Raw genomic sequence first — 12,524 nt, 5'->3', positions numbered from 1 at the left:
GTTCAGGCGGCCCTGGCCCATCGGTCAGGATCGAGCCTTTGGTGTGTCATCTATCCGACCAAAGCTTGTCCTTCTATCTGAAGGTGATCCTTCGCGCAGGCGCCTACTGGCTCAGCCGAAGTTCACGAAGACTGGGCGGGTTACCGCCCCGCTCCTCGATCTGCGGTCAGTGGGTGTTCCCGGAGTGGTGGTATAGGCATCGACCCCCGCACCGGCGAGCGCCTTCGGCGCTCCTAACCAACCTGCGTGTGCCGCTGCTCGCAGGCCATGGAGCCGACTCCTCGGGCTCCAGCTGCATGCTGCCAAAACCGGTGGGCATGCGCCTTTGCATTGAGGGAAGCGGTTGTGCTCTCTACGCTGTGTGGCGTTGCCGGCCGACGATCGACGGGGGATCATGAGCGGCTTTTATGCGGATCTTGCGGGTCTTAGCGGTTTGCACGGCTTGTTCCATCGGGCATCGGACGACGCCGCAGACACGCTGCACTATACGAAGCGCCATTGCGATCTGACCTTCGATCAGGAGGGCTTGCTGTTCATGCTGGCCGGGCCGCATCACGCGGCATACGGACGCATGACAGAAGGGGTGGAGCGGCTCAAGATGCTGACCGCGGTCGCTGCTACCCAGATCAACCGTGCACAGCACACGTACGCGAGAACGGATGCCGCTGCAGCCGCTCGCCTCGATGCCAGCTACCCCGGCGCTCGCGATACGTCAGACCTGCGCAGCACCCTCTCTAGCGGTCGACCCGATCTGTGGCCAACTGCTGTGCGTGCACCGTTCGCCGACGTCGACGAGCCCGTCGGCAAGCTGGTGCCGCCGAACTACGCCAGCAGCATCGAGATGTTCGAGATCAACCCGCTAGCCGATCTGGTCAGCCCAGCAGCCTGGTTACGTCAGGTGAGTGTGTGGCTGTTCGGTGAGGATCCGTTCGAGGGGTGGGGCAAGGCCTTCAGTGGTGACTGGGAGTCCTACGTCCACTGCGCCAACGCGTGGCGAATCATCGGCGATGCCCTGGATGCCCTCGGCAGCAACTTGATCGCGAACGCCGCTGACGTCCCGACGGTCTGGCAGGGAAACGCTGCCGAAGCAGAGCAGGAGTACCAGCTGACGCTTGGCAGGGCGGCTTGCGCTCTCCGCCCGATCTGCGACCAGTATGGGCGCCTGTACACCGAAGCGGCCGAGGCGGCGAAGCAGCTCTACTCAGTCGTCACTGGGCTGATCACCAAGCTGATCGACGTGCTCATCGTCATCAACGCTGCGGCAGCGGTCGGCACCGCCACCCTTGAAACTGGCATCGGTCCGATCGCCGGCTACGGCGTTGCTGCCTACTACGCTTGGCAGGCCTACGACCTGTACAACGAGATATCGGCGTTCTTCAGTAACGCCGAGGCCACCTTCAAGGGCATCGCTGGCTCGATCACCATGATCAAAGCTGGCCTCGCCGTGGCGTCACTGCCCGACCTCCAGCCCTATCACCACCCCGGCCTGTAGGACACGCGATGACTGATGACGTAGGTCGCGACCCCCTCGCCCGCGCAGTGTTCGCCGAGTTGGCACGTAGCCGCGGCCCCAACGACCCGCTCGGGTCACTCGCCCGCACCGTGCTTGATGGAGCGGCCGACCTTCAGACCGCCGCCGCCGTGTCCTGGCACGGTGCGGCCCTCGATGCGGCCTTCGCGGAGGCACTCACCCACCGCGACGGCCTGTCCGTCGACCAACTGGCAGAGTTTGAACAGCAAGCTCTGCAACTGCGCAATGCCGCCGACCAGGGGGCGCTGCACGTCGAGGTTGAGACCAACGACTGCCATGGCACCGAGGGGGACCAGCAGAGATGAGCGCTTGGACGCGCTGGAAGATCGCCGTGCCGCTGACAGGTTTGAGCCTGCTGCTGTTGGTCCCCTCAGTGTTCGGAGCGCTGGCCTGGTGGTCGGAGAACGGCTTTGCGTATCAGGTGCTCACCATCGTCATTTGCCTGGTGGTGACAGCCTGCGTAGCCCTGTCGCTGTCCATCGGGATCAAGCCGGCCAGGGATATCCCCTGGCTACGCATTGGGCTCGTCGCCCTAGGAATCCTGGCGACCTGTGGTCTAGCCGTGGCTCGCAACTCCGTGTGAGAGGCCCGTTGGCCACTCCACAAGTTGATCTACGCCATGGCTCCACGCTCGCGCGAGAGCTGAAACACCTGCTCACCGGCGAGATCGGGACCGAGGAACAGCACGAATTTCGATCTTGAACAAGAATCGATCCTAGGCTCCGGATCGTCCCCCGGGCAGGCCGCGGCCAGCCAGGGCAGAAGAAGTCGCTTTGAACCCGCCCCGCTGACAACGTCCACGGCCCTCGGGGTGATTGGCTGTGAAGTTCATCGCGGCCAGGACGACTGAAGGAGTTGAGGCATGGCGCTACATGGCCAAGATGGAGCGGATCCGTTTGAAGCCGATGGCAAGCAGCACGTCCTCAATCTTCTGGACTGGGCAATCGCCCTCGAAGGGCCACGGGTCCGCAACAACCTCGCCCGGGCCCGGCACCGAAACCCCAAGGCAACGCCGGAACAGGTGATCCGCAGCCTGGAACGGATGTACATCAGCACCTTGGCTGGAACCGGTCTCGTCACCGGTGCCGCTGCAGCCGCGCCACGAGTCGGCACGGGACTCGCGATGATGTTGTCGGGTGGTCAGCTCCTCGCCAGATTTGAGCGCAGCGCTGTGTTTACGCTGTCGCTCGCCGAAGTCCACGGAGTCCCGATCAAGGAGGTGGAACGTCGGCAGACGATCGTGATGGGCATCCTGCTCGGCGAAGGCGGTGCCGCAACCATCGCTAGGGTGGCCGGACGTACAGGCAAGCACTGGGCACGTCAGGTGGTCGGCAACACATCCGTCGAGACATTGCAGAAGATCAATCGGATCTTGGGCGACGACTTCGTCACGAAGTACGGGAACACGAACGGCATCTTCGCCCTCAACGATCTAGTTCCGGCGGTGTTCGGTGCGGTGATCGGGGGTGGCATCAGCTTTGCCACCGCCACTGGGGCTGTGGTCGCCAGTCGTCACGCATTCGGTGCACCCCCAACGTCTTGGCCGCGACAACGTGCACCACACAGCCGGTGTCCGTGATCTCGCGTGAGAGCGGGTCGAGCAACGGGCGAAACCTTACGAGTCGGCCTCCTAGGCCGGGCCGTTCGTCTCAGGGGCCTGGTTGCAGCACGAGCCTCAGCAACTGAGCCCCGGTTCTGCTCACTACAGTGGCCACGAGGCGGCGCCAAGAGTTCTGGAGAGTCACGATGGGGACGGTCTTTGTACTAGGGGCAGGATTTTCTCGGGCAATCTCATCCGAGATGCCGCTCACCGACGAGCTGGGTGAGCTGGTACGCGCCCGGCTGCCGGAAGTCCAGGCGCGCTCTCCGCGGGGCTTCACGGGTGGGTACTTCGAGGCCTGGTTATCACGCCTCGCTGAACCTCAGCCAGATCTGACTGCTGCCGCCAACGCGACGAACCATGGTCTGTTCTTGCTGGTCGCTCAGGAGCTGCACCGAGTCATGCTGGAGCGAGAATCGAGCGTCCTTCAAGGGCAACCGGCCCAGTGGCTTAGGCGTCTCATTGGCCTGATGCACGCCACCCGCGCAACGGTGATTACCTTCAACTACGACACCCTCATCGAGCGCACGGTCGAGCACCTCGTGCTCAGTGACTGGGTGCCCGACTCAACCATCGTCAAGAGCTTCAACCTGGTACGAAACATCCCTCCAGGGCCGAGCCGAGGTGGTTTCCTACACGACCCAGGTGCCCGCTCGTTCCGCCTTCTCAAACTGCATGGCTCGCTTGACAACTACTGGGTGCCGGGCGACATCTCCGGTGCCACCGTGCAGCGGCTGCCGCTCGCAGGGTCATGGGGCAATCCCTCACCGTTCGACGAGCAGGAACGCCGGGAGCAGCTTCCTGGCCGCGAGCCGTTCATCGTTCCACCGGCGGCAGCGAAGTCCTCCTTCTACAACAACCCCATCTCGCGGGAGCTCTGGCTGTCTGCTGCCGAGGCACTGGCCAACGCCGACCGCGTAGCGCTCATCGGCTACTCGCTGCCGCCCACGGATCTTGTCGCCTCCGGGATGCTCTCCGACACCCTCGCCCGAGACGGGGTCACGGTGGACATCGTTAACCCGTACCCGGCTGACATCGCAGACCGAGTAAAGGCCCTGGGGGCCCCTAAGACCAGCATTCGCTGCATCGGGGGCTCAGATGCGGTCACCAGCTACACCGACCAGATGGAGCGTAGGGCAGGGCAGGAGGTGCCTGACCTACTTGCCAAGGAGGACGGTTCGCGGAGCCTTCTGGTCGGAACGTCACCCAGCCGGGTCGCACGGGTAGTGGGCATCTCACGGTCGGGGGGTCAGACCCGGCTCGTCACCGAGGAAGTGACGCATGCGTCCGAAGCAACGCGGGTTTATCACGGCCAGACGCAGCGGGTCTTTACCGTAGCGGACCTGCGTGAGATGACCGAGTCACGAGATGCGATAGCAGTGAACTATCCGGACGGCACCTCATCAACCATTCTTGCCCTTGCAGAGTGGAACAGTGACATCGGGCTAGGTGATGGCCGGTGGACGGTACTGGTACCTGCGGCCATCACCCGATCCGGATACTAATTTAACAAAGAGTAGACGCGAACATTTACCCATCATTCGAGCTAACGATGCGAGTGGCAGTATTTCTTAATCGCTCGAACTGTAGGCTGTTGGCTGACCACGGAAGCCTTCGCCTTTCGCTGCGCGATCCACCACCCGCTCCACGATCCGATTGATTACTCGGCCTGAGTCACGCCATTTCATGGCCAACCGATCGGAGTCCATGCCATGCTCAGCAACAATGTTGCGCAGCTGTTCCAGCTCTAGGCTTGCCAGCCGTTCCCGCAAACCCTGTTCGCCTTGCTCGGCATAGACGGTAAAAGGATCCCACGGGCCAGGTTCACGCCGCGCTCGCCGGTCAGAAGCACCTTTGGCTGCAGGCTTTCGATTCGCCGCCCCAAACAGTGCCCCTGTCAGCTTCTTCGCGAACCGTGGATTTCTCGTTGCTTCTGCGGCTACAACCACTAGGACATCGGCGAGAACGGCAGCCAGGTCAGGTTGACTCGTTGCGAGCATCTCGAGCGCACGCTGAGTCTGCGCGAGATCTCCGACGTAGGCTTGCTCTTCTTCTGAAATCTGGCTCACAGCTGCGCCTGTGCACGCTCGTCAAACTCGATGGCGAGCGCCTTGAGCTGATCGAAATGACCTTGATATCCCCAGCGCTGCCGCAACGTCGAGGCTGCGGCAAACTCCGCCGCTCCGGCAACCGCGTCACCCTGCGGGATCTTGGAAGCAAACAGAGGCGGCACCTTCCCAGACTTGACATCCGAGCGCAGGGCACGAAGGGTCGTGTCATGCACTGTAGTGTTCGTTCGATACATATTAATCACCGTACCCAGGGGAACGATTTCCTCATCGGCCAGACCTTCCGCGAATCCCTTCACTCTGGTCATGATTTGGGGAATGCCATAGGTGCTTAGAACGTCAGGCTTGGTTGGAATCACATAACCCTGCGACATCCTCAGCCCGTTCAGGGTGATGATTCCGAGGTTTGGCGGGCAATCGATCAGCACGTAATCGTAGTCGGGAACGATCTTTCGGGTAGCCTTATGCAGCAGATCGACAGGGCGATCGGTGTAGTAGTTGCCGGCGGGAACAGCAGCCAACCGATCTTGAACATCGATCAAATCCAAGCTACTGGGAAGCAGGTCCAGCTTCTTCACTGCCTTAACCGGGGAAACTCCTTGGTGGAGCGTACTCTTTAGATTGAACTTTGGCGGATCGCCATCGGGTCGTAGCGAGTCCTTGAACAGGGTGGCCAAGGTGAAGCCCTGGGCGTTAGCCGTCGCCCACGCCTTCTCGCCAAGAAGCATAGTCGTAGCGTTCGTCTGCGGATCCAGATCGATAACTAGGACACGTTTTCCGAGATCACCAGCGAGGATCTCTGCCAGTGCGACAGTGGTGGTTGTCTTTCCAACCCCACCCTTGAGGTTGATCATGCTGATTACATAGGTCAACGAACTCCTCCTTCTTGCCAGATAGCGCATGATCTGTTCCGACCTGAAGACAGGGCCGGATGCCAAGTCCACAGTGGGACGCGGAAACCTTGGGTCACGCGTCCTCCAGTTGGACACCACGTTCCGAGCGACCCCCGCGAGCTGAGCAACCTCGGTTAGACCCAGCAGTTCGTCAGCTGGCATGGCCACTCCCTGTGTACAACGTTCACGAATTCAATGTGTACACGATTCACGCGATCTGCGCAAGGCACACAGCCACAGCGTCGATCGACCGCGGACAAACTCCAACAACAGGCTCAAGGCACCACAGGGAGGCTTCCTTCGACGCCGAGCGACGGGTTACCGACGCCCGCTACCTAAGCCTGCCCAACGCCTCGCTCACCATGTCGTGTGCCTGCTTCCCGTGCAGAGCAGCATCCGCGAGGCCCTGGAACGCCTTGGCGTACAAGGCAATCTCGCGAGGCTGGGTCACGGCCAGCTCGGCGGTGATGGCCTCGACGTGCACCAGGCGGTCATCGAACAGGATGAACTGGTTGCTGGGCACCCGATACTGGTGCGTGGCGGGCAAGATGCCGAGCCGCACCCGAGGCAGGGACAGCACTGTTAGCAGCCGATCGAGCTGCCCGATCATCACGCTGGTGTCGCCAACCATCGTCCGTAGCGCCTGCTCAGCCAGGACGAAGTGGAAACGATGAATGCCGTGATACAGGATCTGTTGCCGCTGCATCCGCACCGCGACGCCTGCCTCCAGGTCGTCGGGGATCTGGTAGAACTCGATCACCCGAGCCATCACCGCGGCGGCGTACTCAGCCGTATGCAGGATGCCAGGCACCAACACCGGCTCGTACCACCGGAAGAGCCGGGTTTCGCTTTCGATGGTGCGCGAGGTTTCCTGTCGCCGCTTGGTGCCGGTGCGGAGCATCCGGCGCCACTCCACGTACATCGCCTCGATGTTCCGCACGGTGGCGATGAGGTCGGGTACCTGGTCGGGGACACGGCAATGTTGGCCCCATGCGCGGAGATCGTCCTCGGTCGGCGTCTGCTTGCCGTATTCAATCTTGGAAACCTTGGAGCTGGGCCAACCGGCGAGCAGTGCGAGCTGTCTGCCGCTTAGCCCAGCGTCCTGCCGCAAGTCACGGAGCCGATGTCCGAGTGACTCACGGGCTTGGTGAACCGATGCTGACAAAGGGAGCTGCTCAGGTGGCGACGTAGGCCGCGTGTGGCACCGCCCGCTGCCAAACCTGTTGGTGGACGCTGCGGCAGCGCTCGACTATGTGCCGGTCAGTCGTCTCCGCTCCCCCAACGAACTGTCCGCTGGGCTCGAAGACCGTAAACACCACCCGCTCATCGTCGAACAGCCAGAAGTCATCTGGCGGCAGGTCGATGCCCTCGGCGTGGTGGCGCGGCAGCCAGCGGATGTCTTCGCCGGCGGCGATGTTCAGCTCTGCGACCGTCAAGCCCCAGCGCGTGTAGTCAACGTGGGGAACAGTCACCACCCGGGCGCGGGTAACACTGCGGCCAACGCTGGTGGCCTCCTCTACCAGTTGCAGCCACGACTGGTGCCAGCCGAAGTCATCCGGCTTGCCCTCTAGAAACAGCTTGAGGGGTTCGCTCTCCTCAGGCGTCTCGTAGGTGTCCTGGACTTCCAGGTGGAAGGCAGTCCGAGAGAACGTCCGGAACAGATCATCGAAGGCGTCACCCGTGAACAGCCTCATGTGCGTCCCCTTCCGGTGACCTGCCGACCTCTACGCACGTCTCGTGACCAGGGATGTCCATCTGGGCCAGCGCTTCGGCGTCGACCACGACAGCCCCGGACAGTATGTAGCTGCCCCGGCCGGTGTCACGAAGGGGCACGGCCAGTCGTGTCTCCGGCTCCAGGTACTGGAGCAGCCGCTGTGGAATCTCCACGCTGGCCTCCTCGTCCGGAACCCTCCAGCCCTGCACCACGTAGGTGTCGCGGTCTGTTGCGAACAGGGTCGGTGAACCACCGCCCTGTGTCTCCTTGCCAAGAAATCGTAGTTCCATCCGTCCTCCTCCTGTTGGTTGTTTGCTTAGGTTTGCCCGGCCGGCGATCACAAGCCCTACTAGGGACTCTGGCCATATCGAGCGAGCGCGATAGGCGCTGTTCTAAGCAAACCCGAGCAACTTCGTAGAGTCAACCGCCCGATTACACCTAGCTTCGGAAGAAGCACCCGGGGCGGGAGTCCCCGCCGGACGCAGACTCAGGCCCACCAGCCGGGATGCGCCCACTTCACCCGCCGCGGTGCCCTCCTGGAGCCGCTTTCGGGAGGGCTGGTGGGAGGCGGTGCACCCGGCAAGGCATCGCCTCCTACCAGTTCAGGCGCAGATCTTCGCTCGGAGGCAGCACGCCATGAATCGGACGCCACAGGACCCGAAGCCCGGCGATGTCCTTGTCATCGACGGGCAGGCGAGCGTCCAGTTCTCCATCAATGAGCTGGTCTTCCGGGTGATCCGGGTTGACCCGCGGCCGACCTACGACGGCTGGCTCTGGCTGCACGGCTACTCGCTCAAGCCGACTGGCGAGGCGATCGAGAAACGGGAGATTTTTGTCCAGCGGGCAGGGCTGCGGACTGCTGCGCTACGACCAGGGAGAAGGTAAACGATGTCTGCCTATGTGGCGCTGCCCGGCCTGCTCGCGATCGCCTTCGTCGGATGGCTGGCAGGGATGCTTACGTTCAAGCGGTCGCTGATGTGGTGCCGGGAGTGCGGGCAGCGCTTGACCTGCCCCGACGCCAGCTCCCATCGGATTTCCACCAGCGGGGCGGCAAAGCCCCGTGTCTGATCCGTCTGTTGACGAGCCCCAGGAGCTGTCACTTGAGCTGGTGACGTACTACTGGAAGATGCTGGAACAGCACACCAACAGCCCCATCAGCGGAATCTGCCTTATCTGCAAGGTGTCGCGGTGCGCGGATTACCGTCACGCTTGGGTGCAGCTGGTACGGGCGGGGGCGTTGGGCATGTGATAACCCGGGCCAGCTGGCGTGCAGGTCTGAGGTCAGTCCGGCAATCCCGAGGCTTCCGCCCAAAAGTCGGCGACTGATTCGTAACGTTTCACGACCGAGGCATATCGCAAATAGGCCAGAGCATCCCACTGCAGCAAGGCCTTTAAGGATTCAGCCGCTATCTGACCGGTCGAGACAAGAACTTGCCCGCGAAGGCTATCTCGAACGCTCGAAGCAATCTGCTCGGCAATGTGCCGCACTTGCTCGTCGGTGCCGCGCCCCTTTGAGGCAATCCCAATACTTCTGGCAAGTTTCTCCGGCTGGAATGCTTCGCGTTTGCCATCACGCTTCAGAACCACCGATGCGCTGCCGGTTACTGAGACTTGCTGGTCACCATACTCTTCCGCGAGCCATGCAAGGAATTCCTTAGTAGATCGAATGGCACCACTAGCACCAGCTCGGCCCCGCAAGACCATGGCGTAGCGGACACGCAAAACTTCCGTATGTGCATCCTTCTGCAGGTACTGCAGTACAAGATCCCCAATGTCACTGCTTAGTACCGGCACGTTAGGAGCATCGGGCTTGAGAACCTGAACAACCCGATCGACGTAGGTCTTGAGGTCGGCCGGCGAAACCTTGCGACCTCCCGCAGCCTTCATGATTCCTCGCGACAACTTCGCGCGGGAAAAGGCCTCCACGCTGCCATCGCGCTTCCTCACCTGCATGTACTCGGCAGTGATCCGCTCGGCCGTCGTGAAGCGGTGACCGCAGGCCTGACAGGCTCGCCTCCGGACGATCTCTCCCTGACACCGCCGGCTGTCCAGCACCTTGCTGTCGTCCCTAGCGCAACGAGGACACGTCATGTGACGGAGGCTACACGTTCCGTTCTCGTGCGTTGAATCGACCATCCGGCTTGCCATACATGAGGATTTGAACCCGGGCGCCTGCCCGATCGGCCACATCTAGCCGCCTGGCGAGGCCGCCGGGCCAGCTTTCAAAGTGGGCCATATAAAGGTCATAGCTACGTGAGAACTTCGGGAATCATGGCAGCAAGACGAACGAGGCTTTCTCACCGGGTGCGAAGGTTTCGACGGGCTCCGAACCGGTGCGACCCGTTCGCGATAGTGCGGGTTGGGTCGCCGTAACGGACAGTGGGGCGACGCGGGCCGCGCCCCTGCACGCGCCACTTCTTACCGTCACGGGCTCGGAAGACCTCGGCGATACAACGACGGTCGGTCGGCTCCCCTGCTGTCTCCTCCCACGACGATGACTCACGGCGAGTCCATCAGGGACCGTCAACGAACCGCTCCCACTAGATGTAGGCCTGGTCAGAAGTCACCGACTTCAGAGTCCCATAGATGCGGGCCAGTAGGTAGTTCACCAAGCCGTCTCGAGAAAGTGCCCCATATGCAGGCTTCGGAAGTTGTGGGATTCCGGCAGGATGAACCGAGCAAGACCAAATGACGATCGCCTAATACCTGAAGGAGGTGAAGAGATGAACGACCAGCAGCTGCCTCTGGCAGAGGGAGACAACAGCACTGCGGGTGGCGAGACCAGGCGGATCAGCGTTTTGGAGGCCCTCGCCGACGCTGCTCGCGGGGTTGGGCCTTCCCGCTCCAACCAGTCGACCGTTTCTGCGGGCGACGCCGACGACCAGTGACCTCAGGCACGCCTATGTGCTGCAGCCATGTGCAGCACATAGGCGTGCTCTCGTTTGCCCACCACCCTATTTACAATACCTATGACTTTGCCTACAATTAAATACGCATAACCCAACAGAATATGACAACTGAATATAGGCACCCTCACCATAGAAAAGAACTGCTCGAACTGCTGAAGGAAGATCAGCGCGAGGTTAGGGCTTGCTCGAGAGCGTACCGCCATTCGCGGAACGATACTGACGCGCAGCATATCCGGCAGCAGTTCGTTCGACACAGTCACGACCGCGTCGAAAGGGGCCTAGCCATACTGAATGAGATCGGAGTGCCAACAGTAGCGAATATCGGCGCGGATGGGGCTCAAGCCCTATCGGTTCTCGCTCTTCACGCCAAGATGGATGCCATGCGGAGGATCTTACAGGCATTTGAGGAGTGCTACAGAGCCGACCCGAAGAGTGTTTACAACGAAGCAATTCCATCTCTGACCGATAGGTTTCGGATACTTGACGGAAAGAGGCAGATCTTCGGCACACAGTGGATGCTTGGCGAGGACGGCAAGTTCTTCTTGCCGCCCGTTGAGGACTTCAAGCGCATGAACGACCACCGAGCGGTATATGGGCTTGGCAGGTCACAGCATCCAATTGACCTCACGGACGGCGTACCAGACAGGCCCCCATTGCGGCCCTATACCGAAGAGAGTGATCAACGGTATCCCACGGAGCAGGAATACCGTGAATTTGCCCACGGATCACTCGAATAGCCTGCCCCCATTGAGAGGATTCCCGGCGCAATGAAAAAGCCCATCTTGATAGCTTCTGCCAGCTTCGACGAGCACGCTTACAGCCCTGTGAGCAAGTTGCTCGAGCGCCAAGGTTATCCGGTAGTGGTATACAAGACCGATCGCCTGCTTTCGGGCGAGGACAAGCTACAGGTCGACCTGAGTGGAGAGACGCCTTCGATTACTTACAATGGCGTCTCAATCGCATCAGAAGATGTGAGCGCCGCGTGGTACAGGAAGGTCGGCAGCTTCAGCCTTGCCGACGCGGACTCTCAGCTAGCCAAACAACTTTACATGAACAACGAGGTCAGAGCCCTACATGACACCATCTGGCCTTCCTTGTACCCGGGAGATATTTGGCTTAGCGCACCAGGGAATATAGCCCATGCAGACAGGAAGCTACAGCAATTGCTCGTAGCACGTCAGGTCGGTTTCTCAGTTCCCCAAACGATGGTAGGTAGCGACTGGGAGTCGCTGATATCCACTCTGCTCCCCAGTCAGCAGTCCCTGATGATTGTAAAGATGATGCGGGGCGTAATCAGCGATGAAAATCAAATCAAGGCAATGCCGACGACTATCCTTAATCAGCAAAAGGCGACCGAGCTGTCGGCGTACACTTCGCCATTTCCTGGCCTATACCAGCCATACATCCCGAAGGCCCGCGAATGGAGAGTCACGGTAGTGGGCCAGCAGGTCTTTCCCGCTGCGATCTATACGGAAAGCTCTGCGAAAGACGACTGGAGAATCCACCAGGAATCTCTCGCTGTCCAGTTCAAGGCAGAAGAGCTTCCCGAGGGAGTCGGAGAGCTATGCATCCAATACCTGCAAGAGATGGGCATAGGCTTTGGGGCCTTCGATCTGATTGAGCAGCCCGGCGGCGAAGTTGTATTCCTGGAATGCAACCCGAACGGGCAGTATGGCTGGCTAGAGGAAGATCTGGCGCTTCCCATATCAGAGGCCATCGCCGGGGAGCTCGCAAAAATTGCTGAGGCAGCCTAGCTATCCATTAGCTCCGCCGACTGATGAGCACTAATACACCCTAGTAGAATGCCT

General features: G+C 61.0%; 17 protein-coding genes. 10 read left to right on the top strand and 7 right to left on the bottom strand.

Annotated elements, in window-relative coordinates; translation table 11 throughout:
• The first annotated feature begins 367 nt into the window (after positions 1–367).
• The 5 genes from ABZU53_RS11230 (at position 368) to ABZU53_RS11210 (ending at position 4,636) form a co-directional block, all read left to right on the top strand.
• The gene (locus tag ABZU53_RS11230; RefSeq protein ID WP_355065439.1) at positions 368–1,492 is read left to right on the top strand and encodes a hypothetical protein; all 1,125 of its coding nucleotides are present in this window, start codon (positions 368–370) and stop codon (positions 1,490–1,492) included.
• An 8-nt stretch (positions 1,493–1,500) separates the two neighbouring features.
• Positions 1,501–1,836 (top strand): hypothetical protein, encoded by a 336-nt coding sequence (locus ABZU53_RS11225; protein WP_355065438.1) that lies wholly within the window; start codon positions 1,501–1,503, stop codon positions 1,834–1,836.
• Complete coding sequence (locus ABZU53_RS11220) at positions 1,833–2,114, top strand: hypothetical protein (RefSeq protein ID WP_355065436.1); 282 nt, start codon at positions 1,833–1,835, stop codon at positions 2,112–2,114. The genes ABZU53_RS11225 and ABZU53_RS11220 overlap by 4 nt, the downstream gene beginning before the upstream one ends.
• 279 nt (positions 2,115–2,393) lie before the next feature.
• Positions 2,394–3,110: a hypothetical protein gene (locus ABZU53_RS11215; protein ID WP_355065434.1), complete on the top strand. Its 717-nt coding sequence runs from the start codon at positions 2,394–2,396 to the stop codon at positions 3,108–3,110.
• A 221-nt stretch (positions 3,111–3,331) separates the two neighbouring features.
• On the top strand, positions 3,332–4,636 hold the full coding sequence (locus tag ABZU53_RS11210; protein WP_355065432.1) for a hypothetical protein: 1,305 nt from the start codon (positions 3,332–3,334) through the stop codon (positions 4,634–4,636).
• A gap of 66 nt (positions 4,637–4,702) precedes the next feature.
• Here the strand turns inward: ABZU53_RS11210 and ABZU53_RS11205 are convergent, their stop codons facing one another.
• The 5 genes from ABZU53_RS11205 to ABZU53_RS11185 form a co-directional block, all read right to left on the bottom strand.
• On the bottom strand, positions 4,703–5,200 hold the full coding sequence (locus ABZU53_RS11205; protein ID WP_355065431.1) for a hypothetical protein: 498 nt from the start codon (positions 5,198–5,200) through the stop codon (positions 4,703–4,705).
• Positions 5,197–6,072 (bottom strand): ParA family protein, encoded by an 876-nt coding sequence (locus ABZU53_RS11200; RefSeq protein WP_355065429.1) that lies wholly within the window; start codon positions 6,070–6,072, stop codon positions 5,197–5,199. The genes ABZU53_RS11205 and ABZU53_RS11200 overlap by 4 nt, the downstream gene beginning before the upstream one ends.
• A 352-nt stretch (positions 6,073–6,424) precedes the next feature.
• A complete protein-coding gene (locus ABZU53_RS11195) occupies positions 6,425–7,258 on the bottom strand; it encodes a helix-turn-helix transcriptional regulator (RefSeq protein WP_355065428.1) in 834 nt (277 codons plus the stop codon).
• A gap of 10 nt (positions 7,259–7,268) precedes the next feature.
• On the bottom strand, positions 7,269–7,787 hold the full coding sequence (locus ABZU53_RS11190) for a DUF6879 family protein (protein WP_355065426.1): 519 nt from the start codon (positions 7,785–7,787) through the stop codon (positions 7,269–7,271).
• Positions 7,768–8,097 carry a hypothetical protein gene (locus ABZU53_RS11185; protein ID WP_355065424.1) on the bottom strand — a complete coding sequence of 110 codons (330 nt, stop codon included), beginning with the start codon at positions 8,095–8,097 and terminating at the stop codon, positions 7,768–7,770. The genes ABZU53_RS11190 and ABZU53_RS11185 overlap by 20 nt, the downstream gene beginning before the upstream one ends.
• Before the next feature lie 346 nt (positions 8,098–8,443).
• Here ABZU53_RS11185 and ABZU53_RS11180 point away from each other — a divergent pair, with 346 nt between their 5' ends.
• Positions 8,444–8,692: a hypothetical protein gene (locus ABZU53_RS11180; RefSeq protein WP_355065422.1), complete on the top strand. Its 249-nt coding sequence runs from the start codon at positions 8,444–8,446 to the stop codon at positions 8,690–8,692.
• Between the two features lie 3 nt (positions 8,693–8,695).
• Complete coding sequence (locus ABZU53_RS11175) at positions 8,696–8,875, top strand: hypothetical protein (RefSeq protein WP_355065420.1); 180 nt, start codon at positions 8,696–8,698, stop codon at positions 8,873–8,875.
• 213 nt (positions 8,876–9,088) lie between these two features.
• On the opposite strand, the gene ABZU53_RS11170 is transcribed toward ABZU53_RS11175, so the two are convergent.
• Positions 9,089–9,862, bottom strand: a complete 774-nt coding sequence (locus ABZU53_RS11170; RefSeq protein WP_355065418.1) for an ATP cone domain-containing protein — start codon at positions 9,860–9,862, stop codon at positions 9,089–9,091.
• Between the two features lie 668 nt (positions 9,863–10,530).
• Between ABZU53_RS11170 and ABZU53_RS11165 the strand changes: the two genes are divergently transcribed.
• Positions 10,531–10,695 (top strand): hypothetical protein, encoded by a 165-nt coding sequence (locus tag ABZU53_RS11165; protein WP_355065416.1) that lies wholly within the window; start codon positions 10,531–10,533, stop codon positions 10,693–10,695.
• A gap of 2 nt (positions 10,696–10,697) precedes the next feature.
• On the opposite strand, the gene ABZU53_RS11160 is transcribed toward ABZU53_RS11165, so the two are convergent.
• On the bottom strand, positions 10,698–10,970 hold the full coding sequence (locus ABZU53_RS11160; protein ID WP_355065415.1) for a hypothetical protein: 273 nt from the start codon (positions 10,968–10,970) through the stop codon (positions 10,698–10,700).
• 48 nt (positions 10,971–11,018) lie between these two features.
• Here ABZU53_RS11160 and ABZU53_RS11155 point away from each other — a divergent pair, with 48 nt between their 5' ends.
• The gene (locus ABZU53_RS11155) at positions 11,019–11,453 is read left to right on the top strand and encodes a hypothetical protein (protein WP_355065413.1); all 435 of its coding nucleotides are present in this window, start codon (positions 11,019–11,021) and stop codon (positions 11,451–11,453) included.
• Positions 11,454–11,483: 30 nt separating this feature from the next.
• Positions 11,484–12,470 carry a hypothetical protein gene (locus ABZU53_RS11150; protein WP_355065411.1) on the top strand — a complete coding sequence of 329 codons (987 nt, stop codon included), beginning with the start codon at positions 11,484–11,486 and terminating at the stop codon, positions 12,468–12,470.
• The last annotated feature ends 54 nt before the right edge of the window (positions 12,471–12,524 follow it).

Source organism: Micromonospora sp. NPDC005194 (assembly GCF_040608335.1).
GTDB lineage: Bacteria > Actinomycetota > Actinomycetes > Mycobacteriales > Micromonosporaceae > Micromonospora.
The sequence above is the reverse complement of the archived record's forward strand: the minus strand, read 5'-3'. Positions and strand labels throughout refer to the sequence as shown.